16 protein-coding genes are annotated in these 19984 nt (G+C 66.0%); 9 read left to right on the forward strand and 7 right to left on the reverse strand.

Going from position 1 to position 19984, the window contains the following annotated elements:
* The first annotated feature begins 119 nt into the window (after positions 1-119).
* The 3 genes from ACFOOQ_RS13775 (at position 120) to ACFOOQ_RS13785 (ending at position 3448) form a co-directional block, all read left to right on the forward strand.
* Positions 120-1187 (forward strand): HlyD family secretion protein, encoded by a 1068-nt coding sequence (locus ACFOOQ_RS13775; RefSeq protein WP_379727641.1) that lies wholly within the window; start codon positions 120-122, stop codon positions 1185-1187.
* A gap of 66 nt (positions 1188-1253) precedes the next feature.
* Positions 1254-2810, forward strand: a complete 1557-nt coding sequence (locus tag ACFOOQ_RS13780; RefSeq protein WP_379727643.1) for a DHA2 family efflux MFS transporter permease subunit — start codon at positions 1254-1256, stop codon at positions 2808-2810.
* Entirely contained in the window at positions 2807-3448 is a 642-nt protein-coding gene (locus tag ACFOOQ_RS13785; protein ID WP_379727645.1) for a TetR/AcrR family transcriptional regulator, read from the forward strand. Before ACFOOQ_RS13780 ends, ACFOOQ_RS13785 begins: the two co-directional genes overlap by 4 nt.
* On the opposite strand, the gene pepN is transcribed toward ACFOOQ_RS13785, so the two are convergent.
* Positions 3445-6099, reverse strand: a complete 2655-nt coding sequence (pepN, locus tag ACFOOQ_RS13790; RefSeq protein WP_379727647.1) for an aminopeptidase N — start codon at positions 6097-6099, stop codon at positions 3445-3447. The genes ACFOOQ_RS13785 and pepN overlap by 4 nt on opposite strands.
* 94 nt (positions 6100-6193) lie before the next feature.
* A complete protein-coding gene (dnaE, locus tag ACFOOQ_RS13795; protein WP_379727649.1) occupies positions 6194-9673 on the reverse strand; it encodes a DNA polymerase III subunit alpha in 3480 nt (1159 codons plus the stop codon).
* 259 nt (positions 9674-9932) lie between these two features.
* Between dnaE and ACFOOQ_RS13800 the strand changes: the two genes are divergently transcribed.
* Entirely contained in the window at positions 9933-10571 is a 639-nt protein-coding gene (locus ACFOOQ_RS13800) for an NAD(P)H-dependent oxidoreductase (RefSeq protein WP_379727651.1), read from the forward strand.
* A gap of 1 nt (position 10572) precedes the next feature.
* On the opposite strand, the gene ACFOOQ_RS13805 is transcribed toward ACFOOQ_RS13800, so the two are convergent.
* Together ACFOOQ_RS13805 and ACFOOQ_RS13810 are read right to left on the reverse strand one after the other, a co-directional pair.
* A complete protein-coding gene (locus tag ACFOOQ_RS13805; protein WP_379727653.1) occupies positions 10573-11502 on the reverse strand; it encodes a glutaminase in 930 nt (309 codons plus the stop codon).
* A 40-nt stretch (positions 11503-11542) separates the two neighbouring features.
* Complete coding sequence (locus tag ACFOOQ_RS13810) at positions 11543-12454, reverse strand: LysR family transcriptional regulator (RefSeq protein ID WP_379727655.1); 912 nt, start codon at positions 12452-12454, stop codon at positions 11543-11545.
* Between the two features lie 110 nt (positions 12455-12564).
* Between ACFOOQ_RS13810 and ACFOOQ_RS13815 the strand changes: the two genes are divergently transcribed.
* The 5 genes from ACFOOQ_RS13815 to ACFOOQ_RS13835 all read left to right on the forward strand — a co-directional run bounded on the left by ACFOOQ_RS13815 (position 12565) and on the right by ACFOOQ_RS13835 (position 16846).
* Positions 12565-13191: a glutathione S-transferase family protein gene (locus ACFOOQ_RS13815; RefSeq protein WP_379727657.1), complete on the forward strand. Its 627-nt coding sequence runs from the start codon at positions 12565-12567 to the stop codon at positions 13189-13191.
* A gap of 17 nt (positions 13192-13208) precedes the next feature.
* The gene (locus tag ACFOOQ_RS13820) at positions 13209-14237 is read left to right on the forward strand and encodes a pyridoxamine 5'-phosphate oxidase family protein (protein ID WP_379727659.1); all 1029 of its coding nucleotides are present in this window, start codon (positions 13209-13211) and stop codon (positions 14235-14237) included.
* A gap of 61 nt (positions 14238-14298) precedes the next feature.
* The gene (locus ACFOOQ_RS13825) at positions 14299-14844 is read left to right on the forward strand and encodes a GNAT family N-acetyltransferase (RefSeq protein WP_379727661.1); all 546 of its coding nucleotides are present in this window, start codon (positions 14299-14301) and stop codon (positions 14842-14844) included.
* A gap of 82 nt (positions 14845-14926) precedes the next feature.
* Positions 14927-15856, forward strand: coding sequence for a DMT family transporter (locus ACFOOQ_RS13830; protein ID WP_379727663.1), 930 nt, complete (start codon positions 14927-14929; stop codon positions 15854-15856).
* A 144-nt stretch (positions 15857-16000) separates the two neighbouring features.
* The gene (locus ACFOOQ_RS13835; RefSeq protein ID WP_379727665.1) at positions 16001-16846 is read left to right on the forward strand and encodes an HNH endonuclease; all 846 of its coding nucleotides are present in this window, start codon (positions 16001-16003) and stop codon (positions 16844-16846) included.
* 59 nt (positions 16847-16905) lie between these two features.
* Here ACFOOQ_RS13835 and ACFOOQ_RS13840 read toward each other — a convergent pair whose 3' ends face one another.
* From ACFOOQ_RS13840 to ACFOOQ_RS13850, 3 genes are read right to left on the reverse strand one after another with little or no spacing between them, the layout of a single operon-like run.
* Entirely contained in the window at positions 16906-18003 is a 1098-nt protein-coding gene (locus ACFOOQ_RS13840) for a GGDEF domain-containing protein (RefSeq protein WP_379727667.1), read from the reverse strand.
* Between the two features lie 23 nt (positions 18004-18026).
* Positions 18027-18734 carry an ABC transporter ATP-binding protein gene (locus tag ACFOOQ_RS13845; protein ID WP_379727669.1) on the reverse strand — a complete coding sequence of 236 codons (708 nt, stop codon included), beginning with the start codon at positions 18732-18734 and terminating at the stop codon, positions 18027-18029.
* Positions 18727-19980, reverse strand: a complete 1254-nt coding sequence (locus ACFOOQ_RS13850) for a lipoprotein-releasing ABC transporter permease subunit (RefSeq protein WP_379727671.1) — start codon at positions 19978-19980, stop codon at positions 18727-18729. The genes ACFOOQ_RS13845 and ACFOOQ_RS13850 overlap by 8 nt, the downstream gene beginning before the upstream one ends.
* Between the last annotated feature and the right edge of the window lie 4 nt (positions 19981-19984).

Here is a 19984-nt window from a genome sequence, read left to right on the forward strand (position 1 = left end):
GTAACCGCCATCACACTCCCGCCCGATGGCCGGCCTACAGCCCGACTATTTTATGGACAGGCCCGTCTACTAAATCTACAAAGCCGGCGGAACCCTGACGTCCTGCGGGCTGTAGACACATGAACAAGAAACGTTTCGTCCTGATCGGCCTGGCGGCCGTTGTCGCCTGCGGCCTCGCCTATGGCGGCTGGTACTGGTGGGCCGTCGCCCGCTTCATCGAGAGCACCGACAACGCCTATGTCGAGGCCGACATCTCGGTGATCGCACCCAAGGTCGCCGGCTATGTCGCCAAGATGAATGTGGCCGACAACCAGGCAGTGAAGGCCGGCGAGATCCTCGCCGAGATCGACCCCAGCGACTACAAGGCCAAGCTCGACCAGGCCAGGGCCACCCTGATGGCGCGCCGGACCGCGCTGGGGGCCGTCGACGCCCAGCTGCAGCGCCAGCAGGCCGCTATCAGCGAAGCGGACGCCGGCGTCAAAAGCGCCCGCGCCGATCTCGCGCGCACCGATGACGACCTGAAGCGCTACCGCCAGCTCGCCGCCTCCAACTACGCCTCGAACCAGAAGCTGGAGACCGCCACCGCCGACCAGCGCAAGGCACGCGCCGCGCTCGAGAAGGCAGCGGCCGGGCTGTCGCTGGAGCAGAACCAGACCGCCGTGCTCAAGGCCAACCGTGCCGAGGCCGAGGCGCAGATCGTCCAGGCCGAGGCCGATATCGCCGCCGTGCAGCTCGACCTCGACAACACCGTGCTGCGCGCGCCGATCGATGGTGTGGTCGGCAACCGCACCGGCCAGATCGGCCAGTATGTCCGTGCCGGCACCCAGATGATGGTGCTGGTGCCGCTGAGCGACGTCTACGTGACGGCCAATTTCAAGGAAACCCAGCTGCGCGACATGAAGATCGGCCAGATCGCCATGCTGCATGTCGACGCCTTCCCCAATCGCACCATCAAGGCGCGGATCGACAGCTTCGCCCCGGCCAGCGGCGCCAAGTTCAGCCTGCTACCGCCGGAGAATGCCACCGGCAATTTCACCAAGATCGTCCAGCGCGTGCCGGTGCGCCTGCGCATCGAGATCGAGCCCGGCACGCCGCTGCTGGTGCCCGGCATGTCGGTGGTGGTGGATGTCGACCTGCGCAGCGCCGGCAACACCGCCGACGCCTGGACCCGCGGCAAGGCCGGCTGAGCCGCAGGCCCGCACGTCATGGCCGAAGCCGCCGCCCTTCCCGCCTCCGCAGCGCCCCGCCCTCCCATGGCGGCGCCGGCCACGGGCCTGTCGAAGAACCGCCTGATCGGTTACTTCGCCATGGTGTTCGGCATGTTCATGGCGATCCTCGACATCCAGATCGTCTCGTCGTCGCTGAACGAGATCCAGGCCGGCCTCAGCGCCTCGGCCGACGAGATCGCCTGGGTGCAGACCGCCTATCTGATCGCCGAAGTGGTGATGATCCCGTTCAGCGGCTATCTGTCGCGCGCCTTCTCGACCCGCGTGCTGTTCACCGTCTCGGCACTCAGCTTCACGCTGGCCAGCGTCGGCTGCGCCATGACCACCAGCATCGACAGCATGATCGTGATGCGCGCCCTGCAGGGCTTCCTCGGCGGCGCCATGATCCCGACGGTTTTCGCCAGCACCTATCTGGTCTTCCCGCGCGAGAAGATGGCCAGCGCCACGGTGCTGATCGGCCTGGTCGCCACCCTGGCACCGACCATCGGGCCGACGCTGGGCGGCTATCTCACCCAGATCATGTCGTGGCACTGGCTGTTCCTGATCAACGTGATCCCCGGCCTGCTGGTCAGCCTGGTGGTCTGGCTGTTCGTCGATTTCGACGAACCGGATTACAGCCTGCTCAAGGGCTTCGACTTCTTCGGCCTGCTGTCGATGGGCCTGTTCCTCGGCAGCCTTGAATATGTCATCGAGGAAGGTGCCCGCAACGACTGGTTCAGCGACGAGACCATCCGCAATTTCGCCGTTGCCGCCGCCGTCGGCGCGGCGCTGTTCTTCTGGCGCAGCCTGACCTACCGCAACCCGATCGTCGACCTGAAGGCCTTCCGCAACTTCAACTTCGCCACCGGCTGCGTGTTCAGTTTCACCATCGGCGTCGGCCTCTACGGTCTGGTCTACCTGCTGCCGCTGTATCTGGCGCAGGTGCGCGGACTGAACAGCCTGCAGATCGGCGAGATCATGTTCGTCACCGGCCTGACCCAGTTCCTGTCGGCGCCGCCGGCCGGCATTCTCTCCCGCAAGATGGACCCGCGTCCCGTGTTGGCCTTCGGCTTCGCACTGCTGGCCGGTTCGACCTGGATGATGTCGCATATCACCGCCGACTGGCAGTTTGACGAGCTGCTGATCCCGCAGATCATGCGCGGTGCGGCGCTGATGTTCTGCATCGTGCCGATCAACGTCATCGCGCTCGGCACCCTGCCGCCGCAGGAATTGAAGAACGCCAGCGGACTCTACAACCTGACCCGCAACCTCGGCGGCGCCTTCGGGCTGGCCGGCATCAACACGATGATGACCGACCGTTCGGCGTTTCACTGGAATCGGCTGGTCGATCACATCAATCCCGGCCGCTGGGAGGTCCAGCAGTATATCGACGCCATCGGCAACAAGCTGGGCGACCGGCTGCCGGCCGATACGACCCTGCTGGCCAGCAAGATGCTGTCCCGGATGGTGCAGCAGCAGAGCCGGGTGATGACCTTTGCCGATGTGTTTGTCGTGCTGGCCGCCGTCTTCCTCGCCGCGTCGGTTGCCGTCGCCTTCGCCCGCAAGCCGAAGGCGCCCCCCGCCGGCCAGGGGGGCGGGCATTGAGCCCCGCCGCCACGCCGCGCCGCCGCGGCCGCCCCGCCGATCCGCAGAAGCGCGAGGCGATCATCGCCGTCGCCCGGCGCTTGTTCCTCGAGCACGGCTACGGCATCGGCCTCGATGCCATCGCTGCCGAGGCCGGCGTTTCACGCCAGACCATCTACAACCTGTTCTCGTCGAAGGACGACCTGTTCGCCGCCATCGTGCAGGAATCCTCCGACCTGATCACCGCGCCGCTGGCACATCTGGCGCCGGGTGCCATGCCGCATCAGGTTCTGACCACGCTGGGCGAGAGTTTCCTGCACAAGATGGCCTCGGAGCAGACCGTCGGTCTGCAGCGCCTGCTGATCGCCTCGGCGGCGGATTTCCCCGGCATCGGCCCGGCCTTCTACGATAATGGTCCGGGTCTGGGCGTGGCGCGGCTGGGCGACTATCTGCAGCGCGAGACCGCGGCCGGCCGGCTCGCCGTCAGCGATCCGAGGCTGGCCGCCGAGCAGTTCTTCGGCATGCTGGTCGGGCACACCACGCTGAAGCGCATCCTGCGCATGCAGGTCTCGCTCAGCGAGGCGGAAATCCGTCACCGGGTCGATACCGCGGTGACAACCTTCCTGCGCGCCTATTCGCCGAGCCCGGCGACAGACTAGCTGCCCAGCGACTTGGACGCGATCTCGTAGGTCTCGCGCGACAGCTTCGGCGCCGCCAGAATCCGCTGCAGCTCCGCCTTCATCTTGTCCTGCCGCCCGGCATCGAAGCGGCGCCAGCGCCCGAGCAGCGCCAGCATGCGCGCCGCCACCTGCGGATTCTTCGGGTCGAGTTCGAGGATACGGTCGGCATGGAAAGCATAGCCGGCGCCGTCGGCCGCATGATAGCGCAGCGTATTCGCCGTGAAACTGCCGATCAGGGCGCGCACCTTGTTGGGCTTCTGCATCGAGAAGGCCGGATGCGCCATCAGGTCCTTCACCCGGTCAAGCGTATCCGGCAGCACCGAGATCGCCTGCAGCGCCAGCCATTTGTCGAGCACCAGCGCATCGTCGCGGAAGCGGTCGTAGAAATCCGCCAGCGCCGCCTGCCGCTCCGGGCCGGCAATGTCGACCAGCAGGCGCAGTGCCACCATGCGGTCCGTCATGTTGTCGGCCGCCCGGTACTGGGCCGCGATCTGGCCGCGCAGGCCGGCATCCGCCTCGGCCAGTGCCGACAGATAGCCGAGCGCGCTGTTCTTCAGCGCGCGGCGACCCGCCGGGGCGGCATCGGGCGAATAGGCGCCGGTATCGCGGTTCGCTGCATAGAGTCGTTCGAAATCCGCACGCAGCGCCGTGGCGATCTGCCGACGCAGCGCCTTGCGCGCGGCATGGATGGCATCGACGTCGACGACCTCCATGCGGTCGGCGATATAATCCTCGTCCGGCAGGCCGATCGCCTCGGCCACGAAGGCGTGCTCCAGGCCGTCATCCTGCAGTATCTGCCGGACGGCATCGATGAAGGCGGCATCGTAAGGCGCATCGGCCGGCTTGCCGGCCCGGATATCGGCCACCCGCTGCAACAGCAGCTCGGTGGCATATTGCTGGCCGGCCTCCCAGCGGGCGAAGGGATCGCTGTCATGGGCTATCAGGAAGGCGCGCTCGGCACCATCCTGCGGCATCCGCACATTGACCGGCGCCGAAAAGCCGCGGTTCAGCGACACGGCCTTGGGCTGCGGCACATTGGCGAAGCGGAAGCTCTGTTTCGCCTGCGTCACCGGCAGCACGATACTGGCTCCGGCCGCGACAGCGCCCTCCAGTTTCAGCGGAATGTCGCGTCCCTGCTCGTCCAGCAGGCCAATGGCAAACGGGATATGCATCGGCGCCTTGTCCGGCTGGCCCGGAGTCGGCGGACAGCTCTGGCTGACGGTCAGCTCATAGGCGCCGACCTGCGCATCGTAACGGCCGGCAAGGTCGAGCTGCGGCGTGCCCGACTGGCTGTACCATAGCTTGAACTGCGCGAAATCGACATTGTTGGCATCGGCCATGGCGGCGGCGAAATCGTCGCAGGTGGCGGCCTCGCCGTCATGGCGCTCGACGTAGAGCCGCATGCCCTTCTGGAAGCCGGCCTCGCCGAGCCGGGTATGCATCATGCGGATGACCTCGGCACCCTTCTCGTAGACCGTCGCCGTGTAGAAATTGTCGATGGCGATATACGAGTCCGGCCGCACCGGATGCGCCAGCGGCCCGGCATCCTCAGGGAACTGGCGGGCGCGCAAGTTGCGCACGTCCTTGATGCGCTTGACCGGGCGCGAGCGCATGTCGGAGGAGAATTCCTGGTCGCGGAAAACGGTCAGGCCTTCCTTCAGGCTGAGCTGGAACCAGTCGCGGCAGGTGATCCTGTCGCCGGTCCAGTTGTGGAAATACTCGTGCGCCACCACGGTCTCGATGCCGGCATAATCGGCATCGGTGGCGGTTTCCGGATCGGCCAGGATGTATTTGTCGTTGAAGACGTTGAGACTCTTGTTCTCCATCGCGCCCATGTTGAAGTCGCTGACGGCAACGATGTTGAACAGGTCGAGGTCGTATTCGAGGCCGAAGCGGGTCTCGTCCCAGCGCATGGAGCGTTTCAGCGCATCCATGGCATAGCCGGTGCGGCCTTCCTTGCCATGTTCGACAAAGATGCGCAGCGTCACCTTGCGGCCGCTCTGGGTGGTGAAACTGTCTTCGTTGCAGGCGAGGTCGCCGGCGACCAGTGCGAACAGATAGCTCGGCTTCGGAAACGGGTCATGCCAGACGGCATAATGCCGGCCGCCGTCGAGATCGCCCTGCTCCTCCAGATTGCCGTTCGACAGCAGCACCGGACAGAGTTTCTTGTCCGCCCGCACGGTGACGCGGTAGACCGCCATCACGTCGGGCCGATCGAGAAAATAGGTGATGCGGCGGAAGCCCTGTGCCTCGCATTGCGTGCAGTAGACGCCGCTCGACTGGTAGAGCCCAGAGAGATGCGTGTTCTTCGCCGGCGCGATCTCGGTGACGATCTCCAAGGTGAAGGCTGTCGCCGGTGGCTTCTCAATGCTTAGGCTGCGCTCTTCCACCGTGTAATCGGCGGCCGACAGGGCCTGCCCGTCCAGCTTCAGCGCCAGCAGTTTCACGTCCTCGCCGTCCAGCACCAGCGCTGCGCCAGCCGTGCCGGCGGCATTCGGCTCGACACTCAGCCGTGCCGTGACTTTGGTTGCCTCGGGCAGCAGGTCGAAATCGAGGGCCACCTCGCGGATCCAGTAATCCGGCTGGCGGTAATCCTTGCGATGAATGGCCTGGGGCTGACTTGCGGACATGGTTCTGTCTAACCGTGATCTGGCGGGAGGGAGAAGGTTTCCGGCGGAATGCCTCTCTCCATTAGGTAGGAGAATGCGCCGGTCCGGCAACAGGTCAGATGTCGTAAACCTCAAGCACGCCGGGCAGGACGCGGATCTGGTGACGGATGGTCGGGTTGATGGCGAAAGCGCCCGGCAGCTTGAGGTCGGCTTCCAGCCCGCCCGGCACGCCGGGTTCCTCGAGCTTGAGGCCGACCATCACCTGGCCACGGCCCTTGCCGGCCTTGTCGAGCAGGCCGCGGATCTGGGCAAACGGCTGATCGGTCTCGACCAGGATCCTGATGCCGGCCGCCGCCCGCGCCGCGACATCGTCGAGCTTTTCGATCTTCTGGGCACTGAGCCGCGGCTGTTCACCCTCGGCCTTGGCCGACAGGGTCCAGACCACGTTGGTGCCGGCCTCCAGCAGGTCGCGGTGCTGCGCCAGGATTTCCGAGAACAGCATCACCTCGAACATGCCAGAAGCGTCAGAACATTGAACAAACGCAAAGCGGTTGCCGGTCTTCTGCGAGGTCCGCTCCTGCTTGGAAATGATGGTGCCGGCGATCTTGATGATCTGCTCGCTGGAATGCAGCTGCTTGAGGACATCGGCATAGCGCTTGACGCCGACCCGGTTGAGCGTCGCCTGATAGGCATCGAGCGGGTGGGCGGAAAGATAGAAGCCGATCGCCTCGAATTCCTTCGCCAGCTGGTCCATCGGCGTCCAGATGTCGCCCTCGGGCAGCTTGGGCAGCGGCACATCGGCATCCTTGCCGCCGCCGCCGAACAGCGACACCTGGTTGGAGGCGCGGTCCGCCGCCTTGCCCTGGGCGAAGCGGATCAGGGTTTCCAGGCCGGCGATCACCCGGGCGCGGTTCTTTTCCAGCCCGTCGAAGGCACCGGCCTTGGCGACATTCTCCAGCATGCGCTTGTTCAGCGCCGTGGGGTCGACCCGGCCGGCGAAATCGAACAGTGACTTGAAGGCGCCAGCGGCCTCGCGCTCGGCGACGATCTGCCCCATCGGCGCGGCGCCGACATTGCGCACTGCCGCCAGCGCATAGCGGATCGCGCCCTTCTCGGTCTTGCCCTTGTCGTATTCGACCGAGAATTCGACTTCGGAGCGGTTGATGTCGGGCGGCAGCAGGCTGATGCCCTGGCGCGCGCATTCCTGGCGGAACACGTTCAGCTTGTCGGTATTGGAGATATCCAGGGTCATCGAGGCGGCGATGAACTCGACCGGATAATTGGCCTTCAGATAGGCCGTCTGCCAGGCCACCAGCGCATAGGCTGCCGCATGGCTCTTGTTGAAACCGTAGCCGGCGAATTTCTCGACCAGTTCGAAGATGAAGGCGGCACGCTCGGGGTCGACGCCCTTCTCCTTCGCGCCGGTGATGAAGCGCTCCTTCTGCGCGTCCATCTCGGCCTTGATCTTCTTGCCCATGGCGCGGCGCAGCAGGTCGGCCTCGCCGAGCGAGTAGCCGGCCAGCACCTTGGCGATCTCCATCACCTGTTCCTGGTAGATGATGACGCCGTAGGTCTCTTCCAGCACCGGCTTCAGCCAGTCATGCAGGTAGTCGGGCTTTTCCTTGCCGTGCTTGCGGGCGATGTAGGTCGGGATATTCTCCATCGGACCCGGACGATACAGCGCCACCAGGGCGATCAGGTCCTCGAAGGCGTCGGGCTTCATGTTGCGCAGCATGTCGCGCATGCCGCTGCCTTCAAACTGGAACACGCCGACCGCATCGCCGCGCCCGAGCAGGTCGAAAGTCGGCTGGTCGCTGAGCGGGATGGTCGCCAGGTCGATCTCGATGCCCTTTCTGCGGATCAGCGCAATGGCCTTTTCCAGCACGTCGAGGGTCTTCAGGCCGAGGAAGTCGAATTTCACCAGGCCGGCAGCCTCGGCATATTTCATCGAGAACTGCGTCGCCGGCATGCTGGCATGCGGATCGCGATACAGCGGCACCAGCTCCACAAGCGGCCGGTCGCCGATCACCACGCCCGCCGCATGGGTTGAGGCGTTGCGGTAGAGGCCTTCCAGCTTCAGCGCCACATCCATCATGCGGCCGACATTCTCGTCGCGGTCGCGTTCCTCGCGCAGGCGGACCTCTTCCTTGATCGCCTGGGCCAGCGAGACCGGATTGGCCGGATTGTTCGGGATCAGCTTGCAGATGCGGTCGACCTGTCCCAAAGGCAGCTGCAGCACGCGACCGACGTCGCGCAGCGCCGCGCGGGCCTGCAGCTTGCCGAAGGTGATGATCTGGGCGACGTTGGCGGCGCCGTATTTGGCTTGCACGTAGTCGATCACCTTCTCCCGCCGCTCCTGGCAGAAGTCGATATCGAAGTCGGGCATGGACACGCGTTCCGGGTTGAGGAAGCGTTCGAACAGCAACCCGAAGCGCAGAGGATCGAGATCGGTGATGGTCAGCGCCCAGGCGACCACCGAGCCGGCGCCCGAACCGCGGCCCGGCCCGACCGCCACGCCGTTGCGCTTGGCCCACTGGATGAAGTCGGCCACGATCAGGAAGTAGCCGGGAAACTTCATGCCGATGATGGTGTCGCATTCGAAATCGAGGCGGTCCCAGTAGACCTTCTCGCCATCGCCCGACACGCCGACCTGCTGCAGGCGCAGCTTCAGCCCCTCACGCGCCATGCGGCGCAGCATGTCGGCCTCGCTCTCGCCGGTGCCGTCGCCGAAACTCGGCAGGATCGGCTTGCGTTCTTCCGACTTGATCGCGCAGCGCCGCGCGATCACCAGCGTGTTGTCGATCGCTTCCGGCAAGTCGGCGAACAGCACCCGCATCTCTTCCGCCGACTTGAAGCGATGGTCGGGCGTCACCCGGCGGCGGTTCTGCTCGCCCACATAGGTGCCCTCGGCGATGCAGAGCAGTGCATCATGCGCCTCATACATGCCCTCGTCGGAGAAATAGCAGTCGTTGGTCGCCACCAGTGGCAGGTCGAGGGCATAGGCCAGATCGATCTGGGCGTCCTCGGTCTTGGTCTCGATGGCCCAGCCGTGGCGCTGCAGCTCGACATAGAGCCGGCCGGGAAAGATACCCTTCAGCCGTTCGAGCTGGGCACGGGCTTCGTCGGCCTGCCCCTCGGACAGCAGGCGGGCGACCGGGCCGCTCGGGCCGCCGGTCAGGCAGATCAGCCCCTCGCTGGCCGCTTCCAGCACCGCCCAGTCGATATGGGCGAGTTCGCCCGGCGGGGTGTCGAGATAGGCCTTGGTGCTGAGCCGCATCAGGTTGGCGTAACCCGCCTCGTTCTGGGCCAGCAGGACGATGCGGTCGGGGTCGGGCTTGCGCAGCGTCTTGCCGAAGGCGGTCTGCTGGTCGAGCCGGGCCAGGCTGATCTGGCAGCCGATGATCGGCTGGATGCCCTTGCCGGCCAGCGCCTTGGAGCCCTCCAGCGCGCCGAACAGGTTGTTGGTGTCGGTGATCGCCACCGCCGGCATCCGGTGACGGACGCAGAGCCCGGCGAGCTGCTCGACCCGGATCGCCCCCTCGGTCAGCGAATAGGCGGTATGGACGCGGAGGTGGACGAAATCGGCGTGGTTCATCGGGGACTGACCGGCGGCTGGATTTTCGATTCCCGTTCTGGGTCTACGATACGCGACCTAGGCCCGCCAAACCAGAACGCAAGGAATCCGAATCGGCCATGATGTGTGACCGATTCGTGTGGATTCCCAATATCTTGTGGATAACTGCGCAACTCCCTGATGCGGCTTGGGAACGGCTGTGGACGAATCCCAGATGCAGGCGAACGAAGCGGAAATCCGCTCCAGATGTAGCGATCCAGCTCTTGGCAGCTCTGGTCTGATGCAGGTCAAGGCAGCCGCCGGCGGCCGGCGCCATCCTGCCGCCATGACCACCGCCGAACGCTCCATCCTGATCATCCAGGGCCATCCCGACCCGGCCGGCGGCCGGCTGTGCCATGCCCTGGCGGCGGCCTATGCCCGCGGCGCCGAAGCGGCCGGCCACCGTGTCGAGATGATCGACGTCGCCATGCTCGATCCGCCACTGCTGCGCAGCCAGGCCGATTTCGAGGACGGCCAGCCACCGGCCTGCATCGTCCCGGCGCAGGCGGCGATCCGTCGCGCCAGCCATCTCGTCATCATCTTCCCGCTCTGGCTCGGCACCATGCCGGCCCTGCTCAAAGGCGTCTTCGAGCAGGCGCTGCGCCCCGGCTCCGCCTTTGCCTATCGCCCCGACGGGGGAACCGAACGGCTGCTGAATGGCCGCTCCGCCCGCATCATCGTCACCATGGGCATGCCGGCCTGGGTGTTCAGCTGGATCTATCTCGGCCATGGCGTGAAGGTGCTCAGTCGCAACATCCTCGGCCTCTGCGGTATAGCCCCGGTGCGCACCAGCCTGTTCGGCGCTGTGAAGACAGCCTCGCCCGCCCGCCGTCGCGCCTGGCTCGACCGCGTCGAACGCCTCGGCCGCAGCGCTCTCTAGTTCAGCCCTGGGGACCGAACACCGACCAGCCCATGCCCTGGGTCAGGCGTTCCAGGGCCAGCCGGCCGAGCCGGGAATTACCCTGTTCGTCGATGCCCGGCGACCAGACGCAGACCGAGGCGCGGCCCGGCACCACGCCGAGGATGCCGCCACCGACCCCACTCTTGCCCGGGATGCCGACCCGGAAGGCGAACTCGCCCGAACCGTCGTAATGCCCGCACATCAGCATCAGGGCATTGATGCGCCGTGCCCGTTCCGGCGACAGCACGGTCCGGCCGTCCTGCCGGCCGGAAAACGCCAGATAGCGTCCCGCCATGGCGAGCTGGCGGCAGGACATGGCGATGGCGCAATGGTGGAAATACACCCCGAGGACGAAGTCGACCGGGCTTTCCAGCATGTCGCAGGCCCGCATGTAATTGGCCAGCGCCGCGTTGCGAAAGCCGGTCTCCTGCTCCGAGCGCGCCACGCCCTGGTCGATGGCGATGCTGTCGTCATCGGCGACATGGCGGATGAAATGCAGGATGTCGCCCAGCGCCTCGCGCGGTCGGTGCCCGGACAGGATGACATCGGCCAGCGCCAGCGCGCCCGCGTTGATGAAGGGATTACGCGGCTTGCCGCGCTCGTATTCGAGCTGGACGATGGAATTGAACGGATTGCCCGACGGCTCGCGGCCGACCCGGCGCCACAGCGCATCGCCGATCTTGCCGAGCGCCAGGGTCAGGGTGAACACCTTGGAGATACTCTGGATCGAGAACCGCGTGTCTGCGTCACCGCCGCAGACGATCCGGCCATCGGCCAGGGTCACGGCGATGCCGAACTGCTTCGGGTCGACCTTGCCCAACTGCGGGATATAGCTCGCGACCTTGCCGCGCTCGGTCTGCGCCGCCATCTCCGCCGCGATCTCGGCGACCAGTCCTTCGAGTTTGTCCAAAACGCTCCCCGGTCGGAATGCACCAGCCGGCCGAGTGTAGTCAGATCGCGGCGATCTCGGCCAGCGTGCGGCGCAGCCGGGCTGCAGCGAAGTCGACAAAGGCCCGCACCCGGGCCGGGGCGCGGCGGCCGCCAAGCTGCACCAGATGCACCGGGATCGGCGCCGGCTCGTAGTCCTCGAGCAGGATCTTCAGGCGGCCGGCGCGCAGTTCCGGTGCGATCTGGTAGGCCAGCACCCGGGTCAGGCCGCGGCCGGCCAGCGCCGCCGTCACTGCCACATCGGCGGAATTGACGATCAGGCGGGCCTGCGGCACCACCCGCTCGCCCGGGCTGCCCGGCCCGTCGAGCAGCCATTCGCCGAGGTTGACCAGCGGCGCGGTCAGAACCACCGGATGGTCGGCCAGATCCGCCGGCCGCCGCGGCTCGCCATGCTGTGCGAGATACTCCGGCGTGGCGCAGATCACCCGCCGCATGGTGCCGACCCTGACCGCCACCAATGAAGAGTCCGCCAGCTCGGCGATGCGCAGCGCGACGTCGAAGCCCTCGTCCATCAGGTCGACCACGCGGTCGAGCAGCGCCAGCCGCGCCGAAACGCCGGGATGCGCGTCGAGGAAATCGAGCAGCACCGGCGCCACATGGATGCGGCCGAACATCACCGGCGCGGTGACCGTGAAACTGCCGCGCGGCTCGGCATGGTCGCCGGCCGCCGCGGCCTCGGCTTCCTCGACCTCGGCGACGATACGGCGGCAATCCAGCAGGTAACGCTGGCCGGCCTCGGTCAGCCGCACCTGCCGGGTGGTCCGATGCAGCAGCAGGGTGCCGATGCGCTCCTCGATGGTCGCCACGGCCCGGGTCACCGAGGGTGGCGACAGGCCAAGCCGCCGCGCCGCCTCGGCGAAACTCTCGGTTTCGGCGACAGCGATAAAGGCCTGCATGGCAGCGATCCGGTCCATGGGATTATTACAGATACTGAAACAGTCTCTTGTCAAACGCCCGTATTCCGTTTTTTCGTGAAAGGCGCATGCTGCCAGGCATACATCCACTGCCAGCCCGGAGACCCGCCATGCAGCCCACCCAGCCGATCCGTCTCCACGACTTCCCGCTGTCCGGCCATGCGCACCGGGTCAAGCTGATGCTGTCCCTGCTCGGCCTGCCCTACGAGATCATCCCGGTCGACCTTGCCGCCGGCGAACACAAGGGCCCGGCCTTCCTGGCCAAGAACCCCTTCGGTCAGGTGCCGGTGATCGAGGATGGCGATGTCACCCTCGCCGACAGCAACGCGATCCTGGTCTATCTCGCCGGCCGCTACGATCCCCGCTGGCTGCCGCGCGAGCCGCTGGCCGCCGCGCAGGTGCAGCGCTGGCTGTCGGTCGCCGCCGGTCAGCTCGCCTTCGGCCCGGCCCGCGCCCGCGTCATCCAGCTGTTCGGCGTCCCCGAAGACCTCACCGTCGCCCAGAAGCTGGCCAGCTGGCTGTTCAGCCAGATGGAAGCGCATCTGGCCCGGCAGGACTGGATGGCCGCCGACCACCCCACCATCGCCGACGTGGCGCTCTATAGCTACACGGCCCATGCCCCCGAGGGCGGCGTATCGCTCGACGATTACCCGGCGATCAGCGCTTGGCTCGGCCGCGTCGAGGCCCTGCCCGGCTTCATCGCCATGCCCCGCTCCCCTTTGCCCAAGGCAGCATAATGGAGGGCAGCCTGACCATGACCGCGATCCTCACCGGTTCGATGACCGATACGCCGCCGGAGGCTTTCCATTCCGGCGAACAGGCCCTGCAACTGCTGGCTGGTTCGCGCAAGCGCATGGCCCAGGTCGGCAACCAGGTCATCCGCGACTTCATGCCCGACCAGCATCGCGAGCTGTTCACCAAGCTGCCGATGATGCTGGCCGGCAGCCTCGATGCCCAAGGCCGGCCCTGGGCCTCGCTGCTGGTCGGCGTGCCGGGCTTCGTTGCCTCGCCCGACGACCACACGCTGGTCATTTCGGCCCGGCCGGCCGCCGCCGACCCGCTGTCGGAGCATCTGGCCGCCGGCATGCCGATCGGCCTGCTCGGCATCGAGCTGGCTACCCGCCGGCGCAACCGCATGAACGGCCACGTCACCGAGGTCGGCGACGGTGTCTTCTCGGTGCAGGTGGACCAGAGCTTCGGCAACTGCCCGCAGTACATCCAGGTGCGCCAGCATCGCTTCCGCGACCTGCCCGAGACCATCGCGGCGCCGCATGCGGTCGCGGCCGAAAGCGCGCTGCTGTCGCCTGCGGCCACGGCGCTGGTCCGCGCGGCCGACACGTTGTTCATTGCCTCGGCGTCGGCCGCGGCCGGCAGCGGTCCGCGCGAGCAGGGCGTCGATGTCTCGCATCGCGGCGGCCGCCCCGGCTTCGTGCGGGTGACGGAAGAAGACGGCCGCAGCGTGCTGACCATCCCGGATTTCTCCGGCAACCTGTTCTTCAACACGCTGGGCAACATCGCCATCAATCCCCGGGCCGGCCTGCTGTTCGTCGATTTCGCGACCGGCGACCTGCTGACCCTGACCGGCACGGCCGCGGTCGTGCTGGACGGCCCGGAAATCGCCGCCTTCAAGGGCGCCCAGCGCCTGCTGCGCTTCGAGCCCGCGGACGGCGGCCGGCTGATCCGTGGCGCCGTGCCACTGCAATGGAGCGAACCCGACTACGCGCCGCAGCTCGCCCGCACCGGGACCTGGGCCGAAGCCGAGATTGCACTGGCACAATCCTGAGATTGCACGCGACGGCACAATCGCCTAGGCAGGATGACATGACCCGCACCGAGGCCATGCCATGTCCAAGCCGCTGCCCGTCCTTGAAACCGACCGCCTGATCCTGCGCCCGCCACAGGCGGAGGATTTCGAGCCATGGGCGGCCTTCGTGGCCGATGCCGAGGTGCAGCGCTTCATCGGCGGCGCGCAGGAGCGTGCCGTCGCCTGGCGCATGCTGCGCCTGATGGCCGGCGCCTGGGCGATGGACGGCTTCGGCATGTTTTCGGTGCTCGAAAAGGCCAGCGGTTGCTGGATCGGCCGGCTCGGCCCGTGGTGCCCGGCCGACTGGCCCGGCACCGAGGTGGGTTGGGCCCTGGTGCGCGATGCCTGGGGCAAGGGCTATGCCATCGAAAGTGCGACGGCCGCCATCGACTGGGCCTTCGATAACCTCGGCTGGACCGAGGTGGTGCACACCATCGCACCCGAGAATGTGAATTCGCAGGCGGTCGCCAAACGGCTGGGCTCAACCATCCTGCGCGACGGCTGGCTGCCGGCACCGATCAACAGCGCCACCGTGGTCTGGGGCCAGAGCCGCGAGCAATGGATGGGCCGGCGGCGCAGCGCCTGACCGCGACACTTCGGCCGGAACCGAAGCGTCGGCCGGCCGCGGCATGACAGTCTGGCCGTCATAACAACCCCACCCGGACCCCATGACCGACCAGACCGCGAAACCTGCCGCCCCCGCCATCGAGTTTGCCCTGCTGCTGGCACTGGCGACCCTGTGGGGCGCCTCCTACACCTTCATCAAGCTCGGGATCGCCACCATCCCGCCGGTGACCCTGATCGCCTGTCGCACCCTGATCGCCGGGCTGCTGCTGCTCGGCATCCTGCGCCTGCGCGGTATCGCCCTGCCGCGCGACGGCGCCACCTGGCGGCGCTTTCTCGTGCAGGCCGTCCTCAACAGCGTGGTACCCTTCTGCCTGATCGCCTGGGCGGAATACACGGTGGATGCCGGGCTGGCCACCATCCTCAACTCCACCTCGCCGATCTTCACCTTCCTGCTGACGGTGGCGATCACCCGCCATGAGCCGGTCAGCTTCCGCAAGCTGTTCGGCGTGCTGGCCGGCCTGACCGGCATCTGCCTGATCATCGGCCTGCAGGCGCTGAACGGGCTCGGCCGCGAGCTGCTGGCCCAGCTCGCCATCGTGGCGGCGACGGTCTGCTATGCCGGGGCGGCCATTTTCGGCCGCGGCTTCAAGGGGCTCGACCCGATGCTGCCGGCGGCCGGCTCGATGCTGTCGGGCGCCGCGCTGCTGGTGCCGGCCAGCCTGCTGCTCGACCGGCCCTGGACGCTGGTGCCGTCGACGAGTTCGGTGCTGGCCCTGCTCGGCCTGTCGGTCTTCTCGACGGCACTGGCCTTCGTGATCTATTTCCGGCTGATCCATACGCTGGGCTCGGTCGGTACCACGGCGCAAGCCTACCTGCGGGTGCCGATCGGCGTCGGCATCGGCGTGCTGTTCCTGAACGAGCAGCTCGGGCCAACCGCCTGGATCGGCTTTGCCTGCGTCTTCGTCGGGGTGGTCGCCATGACCCTGCCGGGCCGGGCACCGCGGACCGCCGCGCCGAAGCCGGCCGGCTGAGTCGTCAGGCGTCGGTGCCGATCAACCGCGCGCCTGCGATCTGGGGCCAGAGCCGTGAAAACGGTGGGTGCGAAAAAACATAAGTCCCAACGATCCCATCCGGAGTAGGATGAACAACCTCATTATTAACGAAGCGACTTTGCAATGCGCTGCATATTTTGCAAACAGACCGCTAAGAAATTTTCAAGTGTCGAACATATAATCCCCGAATCTCTCGGCAACAAAAACTTCGTTTTACCAAAAGGGTTTGTCTGCGATTCATGCAACAACTACTTCTCATCAAAAATAGAAAAGCCATTTTTAGAAACTGGATTTCTACAAAATTTACGTGCGCGGAATTTTATCCAAAGCAAAAAAGGACGCATCCCTCCTCACCAAGTCCTTCTACCGCATATCGATGGCATCCACGGACTACACTTTGGGCTGAGCGGCACTCATAAGCTGGACCTGTCCGTTAGCGCTGCCCGTTCTCTTTTTAAAATGAAAGAAGGGACGCTTATTCTGCCCCCCGGATCCATTCCAGAAAAGCGAATAACAAGTAGGTTCGTCGCAAAAGCAGCAATTGAATCTTTGACACACAGGTTAATGGGCACGCACGGATGGCAAGAAGCAGTCATTGACGATCCGCAATTAGATCCGCTGCGGGAATACGCTCGCTATGGCAATGGTGAGAAATACTGGCCTGTGCATATACGTCGAATTTACTCAGAGAATGCATACATATTGGATGGTGAGGAGCGCTATCTGATTACGCATGAGTCGGACTTCTTATTTACTTCGCCAGAATCAAGACTACCAGATGGCTCCATAAGCTCTGAAGTCTACTTCATCATAGCGCTCTTCGGAGTAGAGTTTTCGATTAACCTCGGCGGACCTGAAATAGACGGGTACTTGAAATGGCTTCAGAAAAATAATTCAAAGTCTCCGCTCTACCAGAAACCTCCGTTTCCGATAGATGACATTCAAGGCGTAAAATATCCATTTTCTTAAGACCAAGGTTTGCCAAAGCTCGGGCTTTAAACGAGCCAGGTAAATACTGACCTATGATTTTAGCTAGCTACCGCCGCCATCTCGACCCGGTTACGGCCCTGGTCCTTGGCGCGGTAGAGCGCCGCATCTGCCAGGTCGAGCGCCGACTGCCAGTCGGTTGCCCCGGCCAGCAAAGGCGCCACGCCGAAGCTGGCGGTCGGCTGCACCAGGCCGCGGCGGGTATCGATCGACAGCGCCATGATGCGCAGCCGCAGGCGTTCGGCCAGCCGGCCACCGGCGATCATCGGGGTTTCCGGCAGCAGCACGGCGAATTCCTCGCCGCCGATGCGGGCGACCATGTCCATGTCGCGGATCTCGGCCCGGCAGGCATCCGCCACCTGCCGCAGCACGATGTCGCCGGCGGCATGGCCGTGTTCGTCATTGATCTGCTTGAAGCGGTCGAGGTCGAACACGATCAGCGTCGCCTCGCGGCCATAGCGCAGGCAGCGCCGCCATTCGGCCGCCGCCGCCTCCTCGAACCGCCGCCGGTTGACCATGCCGGTCAGCATGTCGGTACGCGCCTCGCGGGCGGCAATCTGTTCCTGGCCCCAGGCCCGGCGCAGCGCCGCCTCGAACTTGGTGGCCGTCATCATCGCCAGCACGGTGCCCAGCCCCACCAGAGTGACGATGTTGCCGACCGCGAGGCCGCCGGCACCGCGCACCAGAACGACGCCGAGGATAGTCAGCCCCGCCAGCACGCCGCCGGTCAGCGCATCGCGCCGGCTAGGCAGCACGCTCGGAATCCAGATGTAGAGGAAGATGAAATTCGACAGGCCGTAGAGCAGCCCCTGGTCGAGCACCGCCACCGCCATGGTCATCCCCAGCGGCACGGTCACGGTGTGGATCAGCACCAGCCGGCGGTACAGCCGATAGCTTTTGCGCCGTGACAGCACCCAGAGGCCCTGTACCAGCAGGATCGCGGCGGCCGTGGCGATCCGCCACAGCAGGGCGGTATCGGCATGGGCGGCGTCGATGAACCGGTCCCAGATATTGAAGCCGAGGATCAGCAGCGAGAAGAGGACGGCACGGGTGCTGCTGTCGCTGCTCAGCCGCAGCGAGAGATCATCCTCGTACGCAGCCTCGCCCGCATTTCCTTCCGGCCGTTCCCGATCCGGCATGCCTCACCCCCGCGGCTGCAGCCTCAGGCTGCCTGCAGCCGTCCCTCATGCAGGGTGACGACGCGGTCCATGCGTTTCGCCAGCTCGAGGTTATGGGTGGCGATCAGCGCGCCGATACCGGCATTGCGCACCAGACCGGTCAGTTCGCCGAACACGATCTCGGCGGTCTTCTCGTCGAGATTGCCGGTCGGCTCGTCGGCCAGCAGCAGGTCGGGCCGGCCGACCACGGCGCGGGCGATGGCGACACGCTGCTGCTCGCCGCCGGACAGCCGCGCCGGGCGGTGGGTGAGCCGGTGGCCGAGGCCGAGATGCTGCAGCAGGGCACCGGCGGTGGCGAGCGCCTCGCGCCTGCCCTGCCCGCGCACCCGCAGCGGCATGGCGGCATTCTCCAGCGCCGAGAATTCCGGCAGCAGATGGTGATACTGGTAGACGAAGCCGATGCGCTGGCGCCGCGTCATGGTGCGGGCGGCCTCGCCCATGCGGCTGCAATCCTCGCCACCGATGACGATGCGGCCGTCGCTCGGCTGCTCCAGCAGGCCGGCAATATGCAGCAGCGTCGATTTGCCCGAGCCCGACGGCCCCAGCAGCGCGACGATCTCGCCGCCCTGCACGGCAAGGTCGACGCCGCGCAGCACCTCGATGCTCTCGCCACCCTGGCGGAAGGTACGCCGGATATCCTGCAGGCTGAGCACCGCGCCAGCCTTCATCTCACTTGTCTTTGCCTCACTCATAACGTAGCGCCTCCACCGGATCGAGCCGGGCGGCCCGCCAGGAGGGGTACAGCGTCGCCAGCAGCGACAGCGCGAGGCCCATCACGACGACGGCCATCACCTGCCCGTTGTCGACCTGGGCCGGCAGCTTGGACAGGAAGTAGATCTCGGCCGAGAACAGGTCGGTGCCGGTCAGGCGCTGCAGGAACTGGCGGATGCTCTCGATGTTCAGCGCGAAGCTGATGCCGAGCAGGAAGCCGGCGCCAGTGCCGAGCACGCCGATGCTGGCGCCGGCAATGACGAAGACCCGCATGATGCTGGCCCGCGAGGTGCCCATGGTGCGCAGGATGGCAATATCCCGGCCCTTGTCCTTCACCAGCATGATCATACTGGAAATGATGTTGAAGGCCGCCACCACGATGATCAGGGTGAGGATCAGGAACATGACATTGCGCTCGACATCCAGCGCATTGACGAAATGGGCATTGGCCTGCTGCCAGTCATACAGCCGATACTGCGGCCCGATCGCCTGCATGATCTCGTTGGCCGCCTGGCGCGCCTGCTGCGGGTCGGCCAGCCGGACCTCCACGGCGGTCGCCTGGCCGGGCATGCGGAAATAGGTCTGCGCCAGCTTGAAGGGCATGTAGACGAAGCTGGAATCGTATTCGAACATGCCGACGTCGAAGACGGCGACGATGGGAAAACGCGCCAGCCGCGGCACCGTGCCGAACGGCGTCGTCGTGCTCTGCGGCGAAATCAGGGTGATCTGGTCGCCGAGCCTGAGACCGAGCCGGCTGGCCAGCCGGTAGCCGACCGCCACGCCCTCGCTGTCGTCGAAACCCTTCAGCGTGCCGGCCCGCAGGCCGTTCGCCAGCGCCTTTTCGTGCATCAGGTCCGCCCCGCGCACGCCGCGCACCTGCACCCCGGCGGCGGTGTTGTTGGCGGTGCCCATGACCTGGCCTTCGATCATCGGGTTGGCCAGCACCACGCCGGGCAGCCGGCCGACCGTGCCGGCGATGCGGTCGTAGTCATGCAGGGTCAGCGCCGCCTCGGACTGGATGGTCAGATGGCCGTTCAGCCCGAGGATGCGGCCCAGCAGCTCGGCGCGGAAACCGTTCATCACGCTCATGACGATGATCAGGGTCGCCACCCCCAGCATGATGCCGAGGAAGCTGAAGATCGCGATCACCGAGATGAAGCCCTCCTGCCGCCGCGCCCGCAGGTAGCGCAGGGCCAGCATCCATTCGAAGCGGGAGAAAAAGGGCATGCGG

The sequence above is a fragment of the Ferrovibrio xuzhouensis genome, assembly GCF_042648965.1.
Classification (GTDB): domain Bacteria; phylum Pseudomonadota; class Alphaproteobacteria; order Ferrovibrionales; family Ferrovibrionaceae; genus Ferrovibrio; species Ferrovibrio xuzhouensis.